19 protein-coding genes are annotated in these 18,231 nt (G+C 57.7%); 1 reads left to right on the plus strand and 18 read right to left on the minus strand.

From position 1 onward, the window contains the following. Positions 1-3: 3 nt before the first annotated feature. The 10 genes from tppD to murJ all read right to left on the minus strand — a co-directional run bounded on the left by tppD (position 4) and on the right by murJ (position 9,938). A complete protein-coding gene (gene tppD / locus AB5Y84_RS17855; RefSeq protein WP_368177486.1) occupies positions 4-441 on the minus strand; it encodes a type IVa pilus pseudopilin TppD in 438 nt (145 codons plus the stop codon). Continuing rightward, on the minus strand, positions 441-1,424 hold the full coding sequence (tppC, locus tag AB5Y84_RS17860) for a type IVa pilus pseudopilin TppC (protein ID WP_005340454.1): 984 nt from the start codon (positions 1,422-1,424) through the stop codon (positions 441-443). Before tppC ends, tppD begins: the two co-directional genes overlap by 1 nt. After that, positions 1,421-1,987, minus strand: coding sequence for a type IV pilus modification protein PilV (gene pilV / locus AB5Y84_RS17865; protein WP_368177487.1), 567 nt, complete (start codon positions 1,985-1,987; stop codon positions 1,421-1,423). The genes tppC and pilV overlap by 4 nt, the downstream gene beginning before the upstream one ends. A gap of 2 nt (positions 1,988-1,989) precedes the next feature. Next, positions 1,990-2,394, minus strand: a complete 405-nt coding sequence (locus tag AB5Y84_RS17870; RefSeq protein ID WP_019445575.1) for a type IV pilin protein — start codon at positions 2,392-2,394, stop codon at positions 1,990-1,992. A gap of 110 nt (positions 2,395-2,504) precedes the next feature. After that, the gene (gene ispH, locus AB5Y84_RS17875) at positions 2,505-3,440 is read right to left on the minus strand and encodes a 4-hydroxy-3-methylbut-2-enyl diphosphate reductase (RefSeq protein WP_368177488.1); all 936 of its coding nucleotides are present in this window, start codon (positions 3,438-3,440) and stop codon (positions 2,505-2,507) included. Continuing rightward, complete coding sequence (gene fkpB, locus AB5Y84_RS17880; RefSeq protein ID WP_005341354.1) at positions 3,440-3,892, minus strand: FKBP-type peptidyl-prolyl cis-trans isomerase; 453 nt, start codon at positions 3,890-3,892, stop codon at positions 3,440-3,442. The genes ispH and fkpB overlap by 1 nt, the downstream gene beginning before the upstream one ends. Then, the gene (gene lspA / locus AB5Y84_RS17885; RefSeq protein ID WP_005340447.1) at positions 3,889-4,386 is read right to left on the minus strand and encodes a signal peptidase II; all 498 of its coding nucleotides are present in this window, start codon (positions 4,384-4,386) and stop codon (positions 3,889-3,891) included. Before lspA ends, fkpB begins: the two co-directional genes overlap by 4 nt. Continuing rightward, positions 4,386-7,247: an isoleucine--tRNA ligase gene (gene ileS / locus AB5Y84_RS17890; RefSeq protein WP_144715010.1), complete on the minus strand. Its 2,862-nt coding sequence runs from the start codon at positions 7,245-7,247 to the stop codon at positions 4,386-4,388. Before ileS ends, lspA begins: the two co-directional genes overlap by 1 nt. Then, positions 7,247-8,221, minus strand: coding sequence for a bifunctional riboflavin kinase/FAD synthetase (gene ribF / locus AB5Y84_RS17895; protein WP_204382762.1), 975 nt, complete (start codon positions 8,219-8,221; stop codon positions 7,247-7,249). The genes ileS and ribF overlap by 1 nt, the downstream gene beginning before the upstream one ends. 154 nt (positions 8,222-8,375) lie before the next feature. Beyond that, positions 8,376-9,938 carry a murein biosynthesis integral membrane protein MurJ gene (gene murJ / locus AB5Y84_RS17900; RefSeq protein ID WP_368177489.1) on the minus strand — a complete coding sequence of 521 codons (1,563 nt, stop codon included), beginning with the start codon at positions 9,936-9,938 and terminating at the stop codon, positions 8,376-8,378. Positions 9,939-10,129: 191 nt separating this feature from the next. Here murJ and rpsT point away from each other — a divergent pair, with 191 nt between their 5' ends. Beyond that, positions 10,130-10,393 carry a 30S ribosomal protein S20 gene (gene rpsT, locus AB5Y84_RS17905; RefSeq protein WP_005308808.1) on the plus strand — a complete coding sequence of 88 codons (264 nt, stop codon included), beginning with the start codon at positions 10,130-10,132 and terminating at the stop codon, positions 10,391-10,393. Positions 10,394-10,442: 49 nt separating this feature from the next. On the opposite strand, the gene AB5Y84_RS17910 is transcribed toward rpsT, so the two are convergent. From AB5Y84_RS17910 to rppH, 8 genes are all read right to left on the minus strand, one after another. After that, the gene (locus AB5Y84_RS17910) at positions 10,443-10,745 is read right to left on the minus strand and encodes a metalloregulator ArsR/SmtB family transcription factor (protein ID WP_013724128.1); all 303 of its coding nucleotides are present in this window, start codon (positions 10,743-10,745) and stop codon (positions 10,443-10,445) included. Positions 10,746-10,796: 51 nt separating this feature from the next. Continuing rightward, the gene (nhaR, locus tag AB5Y84_RS17915) at positions 10,797-11,729 is read right to left on the minus strand and encodes a transcriptional activator NhaR (protein ID WP_005340434.1); all 933 of its coding nucleotides are present in this window, start codon (positions 11,727-11,729) and stop codon (positions 10,797-10,799) included. Next, a complete protein-coding gene (locus AB5Y84_RS17920) occupies positions 11,716-12,123 on the minus strand; it encodes a hypothetical protein (protein ID WP_021230961.1) in 408 nt (135 codons plus the stop codon). The genes nhaR and AB5Y84_RS17920 overlap by 14 nt, the downstream gene beginning before the upstream one ends. Then, positions 12,120-13,310, minus strand: coding sequence for a Na+/H+ antiporter NhaA (gene nhaA / locus AB5Y84_RS17925; RefSeq protein ID WP_005348917.1), 1,191 nt, complete (start codon positions 13,308-13,310; stop codon positions 12,120-12,122). Before nhaA ends, AB5Y84_RS17920 begins: the two co-directional genes overlap by 4 nt. Before the next feature lie 223 nt (positions 13,311-13,533). Next, positions 13,534-14,328: a thymidylate synthase gene (thyA, locus tag AB5Y84_RS17930; RefSeq protein ID WP_368177490.1), complete on the minus strand. Its 795-nt coding sequence runs from the start codon at positions 14,326-14,328 to the stop codon at positions 13,534-13,536. After that, positions 14,328-15,152, minus strand: a complete 825-nt coding sequence (lgt, locus tag AB5Y84_RS17935; RefSeq protein WP_031227775.1) for a prolipoprotein diacylglyceryl transferase — start codon at positions 15,150-15,152, stop codon at positions 14,328-14,330. Before lgt ends, thyA begins: the two co-directional genes overlap by 1 nt. Positions 15,153-15,219: 67 nt before the next feature. Next, a complete protein-coding gene (ptsP, locus tag AB5Y84_RS17940) occupies positions 15,220-17,499 on the minus strand; it encodes a phosphoenolpyruvate--protein phosphotransferase (RefSeq protein ID WP_368177491.1) in 2,280 nt (759 codons plus the stop codon). Positions 17,500-17,513: 14 nt separating this feature from the next. Beyond that, complete coding sequence (rppH, locus tag AB5Y84_RS17945) at positions 17,514-18,041, minus strand: RNA pyrophosphohydrolase (RefSeq protein WP_005340421.1); 528 nt, start codon at positions 18,039-18,041, stop codon at positions 17,514-17,516. Positions 18,042-18,231: the final 190 nt, after the last annotated feature.

The raw sequence follows: 18,231 nt of genomic DNA on the forward strand, positions 1-18,231 counted from the left end.
CTCCTATTCAGCCGTCTTTAACAATGGCTGTTCGACTCCAACCGTCCACGTCATAGGACGCCCCTGTTTTCCGTACGTTTGGCTTGCCTCTAGCTCTACATAACGGCAGGCTGGTATGACGTTCTTGCTGGTCGCGTCAAATCGGCGCTTGCACACTGTTTCACTTCTATATTGCATGGTGGCGTTACCCATAGAGCCACTCACTGTTGAAGTTGCCGTCGAAACAGAAGGAATCTGAGCAATCTGGGTAGCAAGCCCTGCTTGCTGCATGGCGCCACCTATGATGCCCTCTACTCTGTGTTCGACTTGCTGTAACGCTGCCGCCGATCCACTAGCACGTAAATCCATGCCCCCAGATTGCATCAACACCACGGCAATCAAAGTCAAAGGGGCCAGAATCACCAGCGCCACGATCAATGCCACGCCACGTGAATGCTTCACTACCCACCTCCCGCCATCACCATGGGATTACGTAGTACCACAGTACTTTCCAGCAACAAGCGTCGAAATCCATCCCCATTGCCAGCCACGCTGATATCTCCCAGTTGATAGACATTGTTGTTGGTATAGCGACTGGATGCCTGCAGCGAGCGCACAAGCAAAAAAACACGGACTGCGATGACCCGCCCCTCGCCCCACTCTTGCGAGGTGACTGCATCTATGGCGGAAAACTTGTCTACACGACCATCTGGCACATTGCTGGTATCGACCCCAAACAACAGCACCATGCGTTCAATACCATCAACCAGGGCCCCAGATATCAACCAAGAACCGCCATCAGCAGTGAGGATACGCTTGCGCAGTTCAAAACCACCACGACCATTAGGCGAGAGGTAATAGACATGATGCTGGTACTCCCAAATCTGACGCATCGGCATGGCCGCCTCGGAAGGCGCAGTCTCATTACCTCTGAATAAATGAGCCTGTTGAGTATTGGTGGCCATATAGAAACGATTGGCATCTAGTCCTCCTGTCACCGGATTGCCAATCAGGCGCTTGATACTGATAACATCCGAGCCGGCAACGCGAGTAGAAGATGAGATACAGGCAAAACCACTCATGGTGCCTGCAGCACTGATATGAGTAACCCACAGCGGGCGTACTGGAAAAAGGTTGGAGGGTAGACTCCCTTCATTTCTCTCATCCAGACAGTCATTTGTCACGGTAGCATCAGCAGACAAAGTGAGCTCATCACCCGCAATCAGAGCCCCCCCCGTGAAATCCCCCCAGAACCCGGCCCAGCGTAAATCCTGAGTGATGAGACGCATGGCAATTCGACCATTTTCGAGCAGCTCACTCTGATCGAAGGACTCATTGGTGGTAGCGCGTGAGGCCACAAAAATACTCATCACCCCACCGAGCAGAAAAACACCAATCACCATTGCGATGAGCCATTCAACCAGCGTAAACCCATGATGTTTCATAGCGTCGTCATCAGAACAAACTGACGCCTCGTTAAATCAACACCTGCAATTCCACATGCCGTCGTAATCGTTGACGCAACGCCATTTGCCCCATCATGAGATGATTCACGTCCAGCCCAAAAAATTGAGACCGTCAATGCATTACTGGTTCCCTTGATAATACAGCCGGTGGGATTTTGTAATGTTGCGCCGGCCCCCGAAGCAGCACTTCCCATTAATGACTGTCGCCAATAATAAAGATCGAGATCCCGTAACTGAGCATCGCTACAGCTGCTCATAGTGCCATTTTCATTAGCACAGGATGGCAATGATGAAGTTCCGGCGCTGACAATCCAAGTATTGTTAGCTTGCGACTCCCAGGCTCCACGGTTGACTCTGAGCCTCTCGACCATATCGTTAGCCAACCAGCTGGCAATTGTTCGTTGTCGGGCTTCATATCCGGAAAACTTCGACTGAGCCTGCATAGCAACCAGTCCCAGCAAGCCAAATGACAACACAACTGCAGCTATCATCACCTCCAGCAGGCTGAATCCTCTTTGATGTGATGAAACATGAATGGCCATGGCTATTCCCAGCAGCTATTGCTAGCTGCACCAGAAGCACTTTTGACGCCCAACTGATTAATGGAAAACACTGTGCAATCGGTATCTTTGGCTTGGGCTGTCGTCGCGCCAGCACTGGCTGACAAGGTATAGGTGTTGCCTGATACGGCAATGGATAATTGATACAGGCCATTCTCAGATGCACTACTGATACCAAGAGCAGCAGCAGAGGATGCATACTGATTGAAATCCATAAAATAGGTTTCTTGCCGATTGGCCGCATTCAACAGCATGCTCTTGGCTTCGACACGATGACTAGTCAGCACATATTGCTGATAGGCGGGATAAGCGATAGTGCCAAGAATCGCCACGATGGCGATGACAATCATCAACTCAATAAGAGAAAAGCCACGAAAGTATCCAATCATATCCCATCCTTGGTGACAGACTGCTTCATAAGTTTAACGCCGAGCCTGTCTCTTGAACAAACCCGGCGCCATTATCAACACACTTTATTCTTAAGCCTTCCTGGCTGCACTCAAATTATTCTAAGTTCGGGAGGAACCTCAAAGACTACGTTCTCTTCACGGCCTGGATGCTCGGCGACCACCTTGCCACCCAGCTCCCGCAGGCGGGCAATCACGTTTTGCACCAGCACCTCGGGGGCGGATGCACCTGCAGTGACGCCGATCGCCTTCACCCCTTCCAGCCAGCTCGCCTCGATCATCGACGCATCGTCGATAAGATAGGCTCTGGCACCCACCTTCTCGGCCAGCTCGCGCAGACGGTTGGAGTTGGAAGAGTTACGAGATCCCACCACCAGCATGACGTCCACCAGCCCCGCCATCTCCCGCACCGCATCCTGACGGTTTTGGGTGGCGTAGCAGATATCGTCCTTGCGCGGCCCCTGGATCTTGGGGAAGTGCTTGCGCAGCGCATCGATCACGTCAGAGGTCTCATCCACGCTCAGGGTGGTCTGGGTGACGAAGCAGAGGTCATCCGGATTCTTCACCTTGAGCTTGGCCACATCTTCCGGCGTCTCCACCAGATACATGCCACCCTCACGATTCTCGTACTGCCCCATGGTCCCGATCACCTCGGGGTGACCGGCGTGGCCGATGAGCACCGCCTCAGAGCCCTTACGGCTGGCGCGATGCACCTCCATGTGCACCTTGGTCACCAGCGGACAGGTGGCATCAAATACCTTGAGGGCACGGGACTTGGCCATCTCGCGCACTGTCTTGGCCACACCGTGGGCAGAGAAGATGACGATGCTGTCATCCGGCACCTCGTCCAGCTCCTCGACGAAGACTGCTCCCGCCTCTTTCAGCTTGTTCACCACATAACGGTTATGCACCACTTCGTGACGGACATAGATGGGGGCCCCGAACTTCTCCAGCGCGCTCTCGACAATACTGATGGCACGATCGACACCGGCGCAGAAACCACGAGGGTTAGCGAGCAGAATATCCATTAGTGCACCTTCTCCTCATCATCAACGCCCAGGATCTCCACCTCGAAGGTGACGGTATGACCGGCCAGCGGGTGGTTGAAATCGACCGTGACCGACATCCCGGCTACCGCCCGGATAATGCCCGGCAGCTCGCTGCCATTGGGCTGATCGAACAGGATGATGGTGCCGACTTTTGGCTCCACATCGGCGCCAAACTTGGCACGGTCGAGATGGTAGATGTTATCGGGGTTGGAGAGGCCAAAGGCCTCTTCCGGCGCCAGCGTGAAACTCTTGCTCTCCCCTTCGCTCAGCCCCAGCAGGCACTGCTCGAAGGTGGGGGTCAGGCTGCCATCGCCCATCCGCAGGCGGGCAGGTTTGCCGTGCAGCGCCGTGCTGTCGGCAACCGAGCCATCTTCCAGCTTGATTGAGAAGTGGAACAGCACGCTGCTGTTAGCGGTGATCTGCTGGCTCATGCCTGCTCCTTTTTCTCACCACGGAAACCGTCCAGCACGATCATGGCGGCCCCGATAAAGATAAAGCTGTCGGCCAGATTGAATGCCGGCCAGTGCGCACGCTGCCAGTAGAAGTCGAGGAAATCGACCACATGGCCCAACACCAGTCGATCAAAGACGTTGCCGAGGGCGCCGCCGATGATGAGTGAATAGGCGATACCGCTCCAACGCTGGGTCACCGACTGCTTGCGCAGCCAGTGGATCAGCAATCCACAGATGGCAAAAGCCAGCACCGCGAAGAACCAGCGCTGCCAGCCCCCCTGATCAGCCAGAAAGCTGAATGCGGCGCCCTTGTTGTAGACGTGAACCAGATTGAAGAAGGGGGTGATCTCCACCCCCGGGTAACCAAATGGCAGCAACTTGACCACGGCGAGCTTGCTCGCCTGGTCCAGTACAAAGGCCAGCACTGCCAGCCACAGCCAACGCAGGCCGCTTTTATGTTGAGTCATGTTCATCAGGCAAATTGACGCGTTTCGCCGTCACCCTCAACGTTGGTCACACAGCGACCACAGATCTCTTCGTGACCCGCGATGGTGCCCACATCTTCGACATGGTGCCAGCAGCGGTCGCACTTGGCGGCGGCAGACTGGGCCACGCTCAGCCACAGGTCATCACGTTCGGTCGCCACAGAGCCTTCCGGCGCAGTGTCAGCCTCCACAACCTTGGCTTTGGAGGTGAGCAGCACGAAGCGCAGCTCATCAGCCAGGGCGTTCAGGCGTGCAGCCAACTCCGGCTTGGCGAACAGGGTCAGTTCGGCCTGCAAAGAACCGCCGATACGCTTCTCGCTACGGGCCACTTCCAGTGCCTTGTTCACTTCACCACGCACGGTGAGGATCTCGGCCCAGAAATCGTCGTTGAGAGATTCCCCCGCTTCCAGGCCGAACAGGCCGTCGTACCACTCTTCGGTGAAGACGAACTCGCCGCGCTCACCCGGCAGCAGGGCCCAGATTTCATCAGCGGTGAAGCTCATGATCGGCGCCATCCAGCGCACCATGGCTTCTGCAATGTGATACAGAGCAGTCTGACAGGAGCGACGGGCCAGGCTGTCAGCCTTGGCGGTGTACTGGCGATCCTTGATGACGTCCAGATAGAAGGAGCCCATCTCGATGGAGCAGAACTGCATCAGCTTCTGGGTTACACCGTGGAAGTTGTACTCGTCGAATGCCGCCATGATCTCGGCCTGTACCGCTTTGGCACGACCCACAGCCCAGCGATCCACCACCACCATGTCGGCAGGCGCCACCATGTCGGTCGCCGGATTGAAGCCGTTCAGGTTGGCCAGCAGGAAGCGGGCAGTATTGCGAATACGACGATAAGCGTCGGCAGAGCGCTTGAGGATCTCGTCGGAGACAGTCATCTCGCCGGTGTAGTCAGTGCTCGCTACCCACAGACGCAGGATGTCGGCACCCAGCTTGTTCATTACGTCTTGCGGGCTGACCACGTTGCCGATGGACTTGGACATCTTGCGACCCTGACCATCCACAGTGAAGCCGTGAGTCAGTACCTGGTTGTAGGGAGCCTTGTCTTTCATGGCCACACCGATCATCAGGGAGGACATGAACCAGCCACGGTGCTGGTCAGAACCTTCCAGATACATGTCGGCCGGCTTGCCGTTGAACTCGGGACGGGCATCAACCACGGAAGCGTGGGTAGAACCGGAGTCAAACCAGACATCCAGAGTGTCAGGCACCTTGTCGTACATGTCGGCATCGGCACCCAGCAGCTCGGCCTTGTCCAGATCCCACCATGCCTGAATGCCGGACTGCTCGACCCGCTTGGCGACTTCATGCATCAGACGCACGGATTCCGGATGCAGTTCCTGGGTCTCTTTATGGACGAACAGGGAGATGGGCACACCCCAGGTGCGCTGACGGGAGATACACCAGTCAGGACGGTTCTCGACCATCGCCTGAATGCGGTTTTTACCCCAAGCCGGTACCCAGCCGCTCTGGCCTTGCTGGGCAATGCCGTCCTTCTCGATGCGCTCGATCTCTTCCAGCGCGCGCTTGCGCAGACCCTTCTGCTCCATGCTGATGAACCACTGTGGAGTAGCACGGAAGATGATCGGGGTCTTGTGACGCCAGCAGTGCGGATAGGAGTGGTTGAACACCTTGTGATGCAGCAGGGCGCCGCGCTCGGTCAGCACTTCGATCACGGAGGCATTGGCCTTGAACACATGCTGACCGGCAAACAGTTCGGTATCCGGCAGGTAAACACCGTTGCTGCCAACCGGGTTGGCCACTTCCAGACCGTACTTCTGACCGACCACGAAGTCTTCCTGACCGTGGCCAGGTGCGGTGTGAACGGCACCGGTACCTGCATCCAGGGTAACGTGATCACCCAGTACCACAGGCACATCGAAGCTGTAGAAGGGATGGTTGAAGCGCAGCAGCTCGAGCGCGGCACCCTTGGCATAGCCCAGATTGTGGAACTTCTCGATACCGGCGCGATCCATGACGTCCTTGACCAGCTCTGCGGCCAGGATCAGACGCTCGGGGTTCTCCCCTTCAACTTGCACCAGCGCATAGTCGAGGTCGGCGTGCATGGCGATGGCGCGGTTGGCTGGCAGGGTCCACGGAGTGGTGGTCCAGATCACCGCAGAGATCGGGCCCTTGCCAGTGTGGCCTTCGGCGCAGTCAAACTTGGCGGCAACGGTCGCCTCATCAACAGCCTTGAAGCGCACATCGATGGAGGGGGAGTTCTTGTCGTAGTACTCCACTTCGGCTTCAGCCAGCGCAGAGCCACAATCGGTACACCAGTGCACCGGCTTGGAGCCTTTGTGCAGGTGGCCGTTTTCAACGATCTTGGCCATGGAGCGGATGATGTTGGCTTCGGTGCCAAAATCCATGGTCAGGTAGGGGTGTTCCCAGTCGCCCAGCACACCCAGACGGATGAAGTCGGTCTTCTGCGCTTCGATCTGGGTCTTGGCGTATTTGCGGCACTCGGCGCGGAATTCCGCAGCGGAAACCTTCTCGCCCGGCTTGCCGACCATGCCTTCTACTTTCAGTTCGATAGGCAGACCGTGGCAATCCCAACCCGGCACATAGGGGGAATCGAAACCGGAGAGGCCCTTGGACTTGATGATGATGTCTTTGAGGATCTTGTTGACCGAGTGACCGATGTGAATGTTGCCGTTCGCATAGGGGGGGCCATCATGCAGAATGAAAGAAGGCTTGCCCGCTTTGGCGCGGCGAATAGCGCCGTAGAGATCCTGATCGTACCAACGTTTCAGCATGTTGGGTTCGCGCTTGGCCAGATCGCCACGCATCGGAAACTCGGTTTCCGGAAGATTCAGGGTGTGTTTATAGTCGCTCATCAGTCCTGGGTTCCCTTCTTTTCTAAAAGAGTGCTGGGTAAATTGAATTGTGGCAGCCCGAACCAGGCTCGGGCCGCCAGGGCATCTCGTTCGATCTGCTCTTTCAAGGCAGTGAAAGAGGCAAACTTCTGCTCTTCGCGCAGCTTGTGGCGAAGCAGCACCTTGACCTGCTGACCATATAGATCACCAGAAAAATCAAATAGATGTACTTCCAATCTGGCTTGTGTACCGCTCAAGGTCGGCCGTACACCCACATTGGCTACACCGGGGAAGGTCTTGCCGGAACATATCACTTCCACCGCAAACACGCCACCGACCGGGATCACCTGACGCTTGAGGGCCAGATTGGCGGTGGGAAAACCTATGGTGCGCCCCAGCTTGTCGCCGTGGGCCACCCGGCCGCTGATGGTGTAGGGACGGCCAAGCATCAGCTCCACCTCCGCCATCCTGCCCGCTTTCAAGGACTCGCGTACGAGTGTGCTGCTGACCCGCTGCCGTTCGAGCTGGAAGCTCTGGGTACTGATCACCTCGAAGCCGAAGCGATGACCCGCCTCCTCCAGCAGGTGGAAGTCCCCTTCCCGCCCCTTGCCGAAGCGAAAATCATCGCCGACCACCAGATAGCGCACCCCGAGCTTCTCCACCAGCAACTGCTCGATGAAGGTCGAGGCCGCCTGCTCGGCAAAGCGGTAGCTGAAGCGCACGCAGAGCATGCGGTCGATCTGCAGACCCTTGAGCGCTTCATACTTCTCGCGCAAGCGGCTCAGCCGGGCGGGCGCAGCTGTGCCGGCAAACAGCTCCAGCGGCTGCGGCTCAAACAGCATGACGCAGGCGGGCAATCCCAGCTGGGCCGCTTTCTCCTTGAGACGTGCCAATACCGCATGGTGACCCTGATGAACCCCATCAAAGTTGCCAATGGTTAATACACATCCCCGGTGACGGGGCTTGAGATTGTGAATGCCGCGAATAAGCTCCATCAGTGCCTTGTGCGTTGCTGCCATGGAAATCGGCGGATTATATATCAGGCAGCAGGCAGGGTCAGCCCTCATAGCCTGATTTCAACTATCCGGGCCCAATCACGCCCCCTGCTGCGCCATGAGGCACTATCCCCATGGCGCAGCAGGATCACGGCTACTGCTGCCCCGATTTAAGGTGACGCGGCCGAATGCCCAGCAGCAGCAACACCACGGCATAGACCGCAGCCCCCAGCGACAGCAGCATGGTCAGCTGCAAACTGGCCTTGCCCATGCTCCATGCACCCCACTGGGCCAAATCTGGCGACAGATAGGCGAGCACGCCCCCCATCAGCACGCTGGCGACCAGCAGCTTGAGGCAGAACACGCCAGTCTGGCGGGAGGGACGATAGACGCTCTGCTGGTACAACCCCTTGAACAGCAAGGCCGCATTCAGAGTGCCCGAGCAGGCGGTCGAGAGCGCCAGCCCCACGTAACCGAGCGGGTAGATGAAGATGAGGTTGCAGACCATGTTGGCAATCATCGACATCACCCCGATCCGCACCGGCGTCTTGGTGTCCTGACGGGCGTAGTAACCGGGCGCCAGCACCTTGATCAGCATCAGGGAGAGCAGACCGGTAGTGGAGGCCAGCAGGCTGGCGCTCGACATGCTCACTTCATGCAGGCCAAATTCGCCGCGCATGAACAGTACTCGCAAAATGGGCTCGCGCATCACCGCAATGCCTATCATGGCGGGCAGACCGAGCAACATCACCATCCGCACCCCCCAATCCATGGTGCGGGAGAAGTCGGCCGGATCGGCATCCACATGCTTCTTGGCCAGCGCAGGCAGGATCACGGTACTGATGGCCACTGCAAACAGACCGAGGGGGAACTCCAGCAGGCGATCCGAGTAGTAGAGGTAACTGATGGCACCGGTCGCGAGGAAAGAAGCCAGCATAGTGTTGACCAGCAGGTTGATCTGGCTGACCGATACCCCGAACAGGGCGGGGATCATCAGGGTGCGGATCTTCACCACCCCAGGGTGATTCCATCCCCACTTGGGCCATACCAGCATGTTGATTTGGCGCAAAAAGGGGTACTGGAACAGAAACTGCACCAAACCGCCCAAAAAGACACCAATCGCCAGCGAGATCTCAGGTTTGTCCATCAGCGGTGCAATCCACCAGGCCGCCGCAATCATGGTGATGTTGAGAAACACCGGCGTAAACGACGAGACTGCAAAGCGGCCGAAGGTGTTGAGGATGGCCCCCGCCATGGCGGTAAAAGTGATAAACCAGAGGTAGGGGAAGGTGATCTTGAGCATCAGACTGGCGAGCTCGAACTTCTCGGCCGCAGGGCCGCCATGCAGCCAGTCCCAGAACCAGCCCCAGCCAAACAGCGCGGTCAGCACACCCGACCCCAGCACACCAAGCAGGGTGACCACAGTCACTATGCCCCCCAGCGTGCCCGCAACCGCCGCCAGCAATTCACGCACCTCCCCCTCATCGCCATTTTTCTTGTACTCCGTCATCACGGGAACAAAGGCCTGGTTGAAGGCACCTTCGGCGAACAGGCGACGCAGAAAGTTGGGAATGCGATTGGCAAAAAAGAAGACGTCGGCGGCCACCCCGGCACCGAGCAGATTTGCGATGACCACATCGCGAACCAAGCCCATTACGCGGGATGCCAGCGTCATTCCGGACACTATCATGCCGGATTTGATCAATTTCTTACTCAAGACGAGGCCTCTGGAACTGTCAGAATGAAAAGAATGCTGCTAGAATCGGCCGACAGTTTAACCGTCTCCCTACTGACACACCACCGGGAGGCGGTGTTTATTTGCACAAATCATTTGACAATATGTGGTTGGAAGGGCATATTTCCGGGCCTTTTCAATACACTCGCTAAGACAGTTTTAGGAGTTTTACCTTGGCTAACATCAAATCTGCTAAGAAGCGCGCTCTTCAGTCAGAAAAACGCCGTCAGCACAACGCCAGCCGTCGTTCCATGACCCGTACCTACCTGAAGAAAGTCATTGCTGCTATCGCCTCTGGCGACAAAGCTGCTGCGACTGCCGCTTTCGCTGTTGCTCAGCCGATCATGGATCGTATGGCGACCAAAGGCCTGATCCACAAGAACAAAGCTGCTCGTCACAAGAGCCGCCTGTCTGCCCAGATCAAAGCTATGGCTTAATCAGCTTCTGCTGATCAAAGCTGAAAAAACCGGCCTTAGTGCCGGTTTTTTATTTATCTGCGCTGCAATAAAGTCGATGCAGCAAACTGATCATTTCACGCACCTCATGGCTGCGCAGCGAATAGTAGACCGTCTGGGCCTCTTTGCGCGTCGTCACCAGCTCATCCCGCCGCAGCAGCGCCAGATGCTGTGACAAGGCCGACTGACTCAATCCCAATCGCTCGTTGAGCTCCCCCACTGACAGTTCGCGCTCCAGCAACTGGCACAGAATAAACAGCCGCCGCTCGTTGGCCAGCGCCTTGAGCAAGGCCACCGCCTTACTCGCATTGGCTTCCATCTCTTCAAGTTGCATCACATCTCTCCTCTACCACTCATCGCCGATGATACGTGGTGACGGGTCGTTTTAAAACGACAGGGTGGCCGGCTGGATGGCGGAGAAGTTCTCCTGCCCGGAAAAGAGAAAGGTAAAATCGCTCTCGCAGACCCGCTTCACCGCCGGATGCTGGATCATCCGCTCGGCGAAGATGACGTAATACTCCTCCATCAGATCCTGGGTTTCCCCGATCAGCATCACCCCCTCCCCCTCGAGGATCTCCTCCCGATAGATGGTGGGGGCCATGAAAATCCCCTGATTGAAGAAGCCAAACGCCTTCATCAAGGCGGCATCATCAAACTCGCCAAGAATGCTGGGGGAGACACCCTGCTGCTCGAACCACTGAGTCAGCTGACGCCCCATGGCGGTACGGCGACCGGGGATCAGCAGCTTGCGCTCTTCCAGACAGGCAGGAAAGGGCTTTTCAGGCAGCGGCGCCTTGCAGAAGAAGCTGACGCCACAGCCGCCCAGCCGTTTGGAGAGCAGCCCCGCATGTTGGCTGGAGTCCACCGGACAGTCGGAGAGGATCATATCGAGCTTGTGCTCGCTCAGCTGCTCCAGCAGCAGTTCGTGGGTTGATTCAAAACAGCGCAGATGGATGGAACCATCATTGGGGATGACGGAGAGCAGCACGCGGCTTGCAAGGCGCTTGGAGAGGGCATCGGCGATGCCGACGTCGAACAGGATCTGGCTCTCCTTGCGGTAGTTGACGATATCGAGCATCTCGTAGGAGAGGCTGAACATCTTGTCGGCATAACGAAACACCAGTTGACCCAGCTCGGTCGCCTCAAGGGAGCGCCCCTTGCGTTTGAGCAGCTTGCCACCGAGGCGCTGCTCCAGCAGCTTGATCTGGCCGGTGACGGTTTGCGGGGTCAAAAAAAGGGCTTCCGCTGCCTGGGTAACGGAGCCCTTCTTCTGAGTCATCCAGAAATAGTAGAGATGGTTGTAGTTAAGGTGTGACATCCGATGGGGTTCCCGCTTGACGCGGACTCCGGTAGCAGCTGAGTTCAACCGCCAGAATGTCATACATGTCGCTAACCGAGTCAACCTTGTTCGCGCCAAACTGCTCCATCAGAGTGGCCTTGAGGCGTGCCTTGTCCGGCATCCGGTCAGCGCAATAACGCTTGTTGGAGCGCTTGACCATCTCGCCAGCCCGGCTGCTTAGCGCCCGCTCGGAGAAGGTCTCGCCAAAGCGCGCCTTGGCCTGTTTGTCCCCCAGCAGCAGGGCACTGTCTACCACTCCGTTCAGATAGGCAGAGCAGTTCGCCGAAGCGGCGTCCTGCTTGCAATCCTCCAGCCCGCCGGCCCATGCCGCGGGGCTCAACAACAGCATCAACAACCCTGTATGCAGCTTCATAGTCCCTCCGTACTCTGTTCCCCTTCACCCTTGGGAAGGGCCATGCGCAAGGCCAGATAGCCGACTACCGCAGCCATGGTGGAGCCCACCAGGATCCCGAGGCGAGAGTAGCTGCCGTAATCCAGCCCACCGTGCTCGAAGGCGAGCGACGCGATAAACATCGACATGGTGAACCCGATGCCACAGAGGATGCTGACCGCAAAAATCTGCTTGAAGTTGACCCCGGGCGGCAACTGGGCGATGCCCAGCTTGACCGACAGCCAGCTGATGGTGAACACCCCGAGCGGCTTGCCGATAAACAGCCCCAGCATGATCCCCATAGGCACCGGACTCAGCAGGGAGGAGAGACCAATCCCTTCCAGCGATACCCCTGCGTTGGCAAAGGCAAACAGCGGCAGGATCAGATAGGCACTCCAGGGGTGCAGCTGATGCTCCAGATACTTGAGCGGCGAGGCGTAACGCTTGCCGTTAAGCGGAACCATAAAGCCCACTACCACGCCTGCCAGGGTCGCATGGACGCCAGACTTGAGCACCGCAACCCAGAGCACTAGGCCAACCAGCATGTAGAGGCTGATCCTGTCCTCACCACGACGATTCATCCAAAGCAGGGTGAGGGTTGCCAGAATACCGATGGCCAGCGCCTCCAGCGACAACTGCTGGGTATAGAAGAGCGCGATGATGATGATGACGCCGAGGTCATCCATGATGGCCAGCGCCAACAGAAATACCTTGAGGCTCACCGGCACCCGCTTGCCGAGCAGCGCCATCACCCCGAGGGCAAAGGCGATATCGGTCGCAGCCGGAATTGCCCAGCCAGCGCGCGCCACTTCATCCGAATAGTTGAAAAAGGCGTAGATCAAGGCCGGAGCCAGCATGCCGCCCACCGCCGCGATGGCCGGGAAGGTCGCCTGAACCCGGGTCGAGAGCGCCCCTTCCAGCATTTCACGCTTCACTTCCAGACCAACCAGCAGGAAGAAGATCGCCATGAAGCCATCGTTGATCCAGAGCAGCAACGGCTTGTTGATGTCGAGGGCCGCGATGCGCACCTGCACCGGCGTGTCGAGAAACGCCTGATACCCGCCAGCCAGCGCGGTATTGGCCAAAATCATTGCCAGCATGGCAGCCATGATCAGAATAATTCCGGAGGCGGCCTCCAGCTTCAGGAACTTTTTGATTACGTCACTCATGGTTAAATTTCCCACCGTATTGCTTTGGTTTGAGTCTATCTCCTGCAACAACCAATGGAAAATCGTTTCTTGCTGCTCAATACAACGAAAAAACCGAAGGCAAAATAGAACATACCTGCTATAAGCAGGTTTTTCCTTGTCTCTGGCTACCGTCTTATTAGTCAGTAAAATGAATTTTCAATTATTTAACTGCATAAAAAAGGCGCCCTGAGGCGCCTTGCTATCAGATGGCGACGGGCGCCTTGATGCCGGGATGGGGGCCATAACCCTCGATCTCGAAATCCTCGAACTTGTAGTCGAAGATGGAGTCAGGTTTGCGCTTGATCACCAGGGTCGGCAGCGGACGCGGCTCGCGGGAGAGCTGCAGCGCAGTCTGCTCCATGTGGTTGGAGTAGAGGTGCACATCACCACCAGTCCAGACGAAGTCACCCACTTCCAGATCGCACTGCTGGGCCATCATGTGGGTCAGCAGGGCGTAGCTGGCGATGTTGAACGGCAGGCCGAGGAACACATCACAACTGCGCTGGTAGAGCTGGCAGGAGAGCTTGCCGTCCGCCACATAGAACTGGAAGAAGGCGTGGCAGGGAGCCAGCGCCATCTTGTCCAGCTCGCCCACGTTCCAGGCGGAGACTATGATGCGGCGCGAATCCGGGTTGTGCTTGATATCATCCACCGCTTTCTGGATCTGGTCGATGACAGACCCGTCGGCCGCAGGCCAGGAGCGCCACTGAGCGCCGTAAACCGGCCCCAAATCGCCATTCTCGTCGGCCCACTCATCCCAGATGCTGACGCCGTTTTCCTTCAGATAGGCGGTATTGGTATCGCCATTTAGGAACCAGAGCAGCTCGTGAATGATGGAGCGCAGGTGGCACTTCTTGGTGGTCACCAGCGGGAACCCCTCCGCCAGATTGAAGCGCATCTGATGGCCGAACAGGGAGACAGTACCGGTGCCGGTACGGTCTGACTTGACGGTGCCCTCATCGAGGATTTTCTGCATCAGGTCGAGATAAGCTCGCATTATTTCGCCTCCTTCACGGCATTACCGAACAACTGTGGACGCTTGTAGGCGGCCCAAATCATCAGGGCACCGGCGATAATCATCGGGGTGGAGAGGATCTGGCCCATGCTGATCTCCTGGAAGTAGAGACCGAGCTGGCTGTCCGGCTGGCGCACAAACTCCACCAGGAAGCGGAACAGGCCATAGAACAGCAGGAACATGCCGGAGATGGCGCCGCGCGGCGGATTCTTGCGCCAGAACAGGTTGAGGATGATGAACAACACCACCCCTTCCAGCGCGAACTGATAGAGCTGGGAGGGGTGACGCGGCTCGGGGCCGGCCTCCGGGAAGATGATGGCCCAGGGCACATCGGTGACCCGGCCCCACAGCTCGCCGTTGAGGAAGTTGCCGATCCGGCCGACGCCGAGACCAAACGGAATGAGCGGTGCCACAAAATCGGCCACGGTGAAGAAGTGGCGCTTGGTCTTGTGGGCAAACCAGATCATCGCGGTGATCACCCCGATCAGCCCACCATGGAACGACATGCCGCCGGTCCAGATCTTGAACAGATAGGTGGGATCCGCGAGGAAAAGATCGAAGTTGTAGAACAGCACGTAACCGACACGGCCACCAAGGATCACCCCGAGGAAGCCGTAAAACAGCAGATCCGACACCTCGTTGCGGGTCCAGCCGCTGTTCGGTGCATCGGCGCGACGGCCAGCCAGCCACATGGCAAACGCAAAACCGAACAGGTACATGAGACCATACCAGCGTACCGATAGTGGTCCCAAACTGAATGCTACGGGATCAATCTGCGAGAAAACCCAATATCCATCGTGCTGCATATGCGGCCCCAGTCAAAATAAAAGCCGCATTTTCCGATCATTCGTCAGCAGGGACAAGGCATGATTATCAATCACTCTGTTTCGATTTATGACCGGCTCGCAGCAAACCGCCCAAACCATGCTCCTCCAGATAGCGGGCAAACAGGCCGCGCAGTACGTGGGGGTTGTCATGTTTGAGGCCATCGGCCATCAGTTCGGTCAACTCGCTCAGGGTGGATTGACGCAGCACGTACTTAATCCGGGCGATATTGTGGGTGTTCATACTGAATCGGCGATAGCCCATGGCAAGCAGCAGCAACACACCAACCGGATCACCGGCCAGCTCGCCACAGACCGACACCGGCTTCTGGTAACGGTGGGAGGCATCAACCAGCTGTTGCAGGGCGCGGATCACCGCAGGATGGAAGGCATCATAGATGTTGGCAACCCGGGAATTGTTGCGATCTACCGCCAGCAGGTACTGGGTCAGGTCGTTACTGCCCACCGACCAGAAGTCTATGAGCGGCGCCATCTCCGGCAAGATAAAGAGGGCTGAGGGCACCTCGATCATCACCCCAAGGCTGGGGTAGCGGATCACCGCATCGCGGCTCGCCGCCTCTTCCGACACCTCTCGCCACGCCTGATCCAGCAGACGACGGGAGGCTTTGATTTCGCTGACGCTGCTGATCATCGGCAGCATGATGGCCAGATTGTCCAGCCCTTCGCTGGCCCTCAGCATCGCCTTGAGCTGCACCAGAAACAGTTCGGGGTGATCCAGGGTGATCCGGATCCCCCGCCAGCCAAGGAAGGGATTTTCCTCGACGATGGGGAAATAGGGTAACGGCTTGTCGCCGCCCACATCCAGCGTCCGCATGCAGACCGGCCGGTTGCGGTAGGTCTCCAGAATGCCGCGATAGCGGGCAGTCTGCTCCCACTCGGAGGGGAAGCTCTCCTGCAGCATAAAGGGGATCTCGGTGCGATAGAGGCCCACCCCGTCCGCCAGCTGGTTGAGGGAGATCTCGGTATCGGCACTGAGACCGGCGTTGAGCAGCAGGGAGACCTTGGTGCCGTCCGCCGTCTCCGAAGGCTGGTTGTCGACGCTGCGCACCAGGGTATCGAGCGCCCGCTCTTCGCTCAGCAGCTGACGATACTCGGTCAGGATCACCTGATTGGGCTCGATGAAGAGATCGCCGCTGTAGCCATCGACGACCAGCATGCGACCGCCTATGTCACCAAGGGGCAGATCAGCCCCCATGATGGCGGCCACCCCCATGGCGCGGGCCAGAATGGCCGCGTGGGAGTTGGTCCCCCCCTTGAGCGAGACCACCCCGGTCAGATACTCGCGGGGCACTTCCGCCAGAATGGTGGCAGTCACCTCGTCGGCAACCAGCACCACCGGCTCGCCGATGGAGATATGTTCCGGTTCATTCTGCACCAGTCGGCTGATCAGCCGCTGGGCAATATCCTTCACGTCGGTGGAGCGCTCCTGCAGGTAGGGATCCTTCATCCCCTTGAACTGCTCGATCAAGCGATCGCTGATGAGCTTGACCGCAGAGACCGCAGTCCAGTGCTCCTTGCTCACCTTGTTGCGAATCGGCTTGATGTAGCCGGGATCGTTCAGCAGATGGAGATAGATATCGAAGATCGCCACCGAATCCTGGCTGTAGCTCTCGCGAAAACGCAGCGCCAGACTCTCCAAGTCGTGCCGCACCTCCTCAACCGCCAGCTCCAGCCGCGCCAGCTGGCTGGCATGGTCTTCATCCTTGCGCGGGGTAATGGACGAGAGCGCTTTGCGGGGCCGCCACACCCAGGCCTTGGCCATGGCGATGCCGCTGGCACCGGCAATACCGCGCAGCGGCTTGCTCCAGTCGGTCTTCTGCAACCACCCCTTGGCCTGCGCCTGGGCGATCCGCGCCGCCAGCTGGGCCGCCAGGGTGACCATGAAGGACTCTTCCCCCTCATCGAAGCGGCGGCTCTCCTTCTGCTGCACCACCAGAATGCCGACCACCTGACGCTGATGCATGATGGGGGCGCCGAGGAAGGAGCGGAACGCCTCTTCGGCCACATCGGGCAGGAATTTGAAACTGGGATGCGCGGGGGCATCAGCCAGGTTGATCAGCTCTTCCCGCTGACCCACCAGACCGACGATGCCCTGCTCGTAGGGCAGGGTCACCTTGCCGACTGCGGACGGGGCCAAGCCGTCGGTAGCCGCCAAGCGATAGCGGCGCACCTCGGGTTCCGAGACATAGACGGAGCAGCAGTCCACTGCCATGGCGTGCCGGGTCTGGCTCACCAATGCTTGCAAGGCCTGCTCGAGGGTATTGGCCTCGGCCATGCTCTCGACGATACGTCTCAGTTCCGTTAACAACTAATCTGTGCTCCTTAACGGGCGCGATTGCGTCGCCCATCCTTCTTGTTGACCTGCACTGCCGGCACTGGCATCGCCAGCGGGGCAAACTCTTTCATGACCCGGCGATAAACCTCCCGCTTGAACGAAACGACCTGCCGCACCGGGTACCAGAAGCTGACCCAACGCCAGTCGTCAAATTCGGGATGGCCATGACAGCCAAACTGGATCCGCGACTCCTTGCCCGAATTCAGCTGTAACAGGAACCATTTTTGTTTTTGGCCAATACAGACCGGTGAACTGTCCCAGCGGACAAGACGTTTGGGTAAACGGTACTTTAGCCAGTTACGACTGGTGGCCATGATGGTCACATCTTCGGGCTTGAGGCCAATCTCCTCATACAGCTCTCGATACATGGCCTGCTCTGGCGTTTCACCATCATCAACTCCCCCCTGCGGAAACTGCCAGGAGTGCTGCCCATAGCGTTTAGCCCACAACACTTGTCCTTCACGGTTACAGATCACGATACCGACATTGGGACGAAATCCGTCGCCATCAATCACGTGATCACCTTATAAAGGCTGAATCTATAAGGAGATTGTTCCACATTCACTCCGTGGCAGCAAACAAGGAGTGAATCCCCTGTTTCATGAATAACTTTCAATTTCAAACATACTTATAAACAAATCCAAGGATCCGCGCCCCCAAGTTGCCCACCCAGGCTGTGCATAAAGCTGTTAGCAAACGGGTATA

This window comes from Aeromonas sp. s11, assembly GCF_040907945.1.
Taxonomy (GTDB): domain Bacteria; phylum Pseudomonadota; class Gammaproteobacteria; order Enterobacterales; family Aeromonadaceae; genus Aeromonas; species Aeromonas veronii.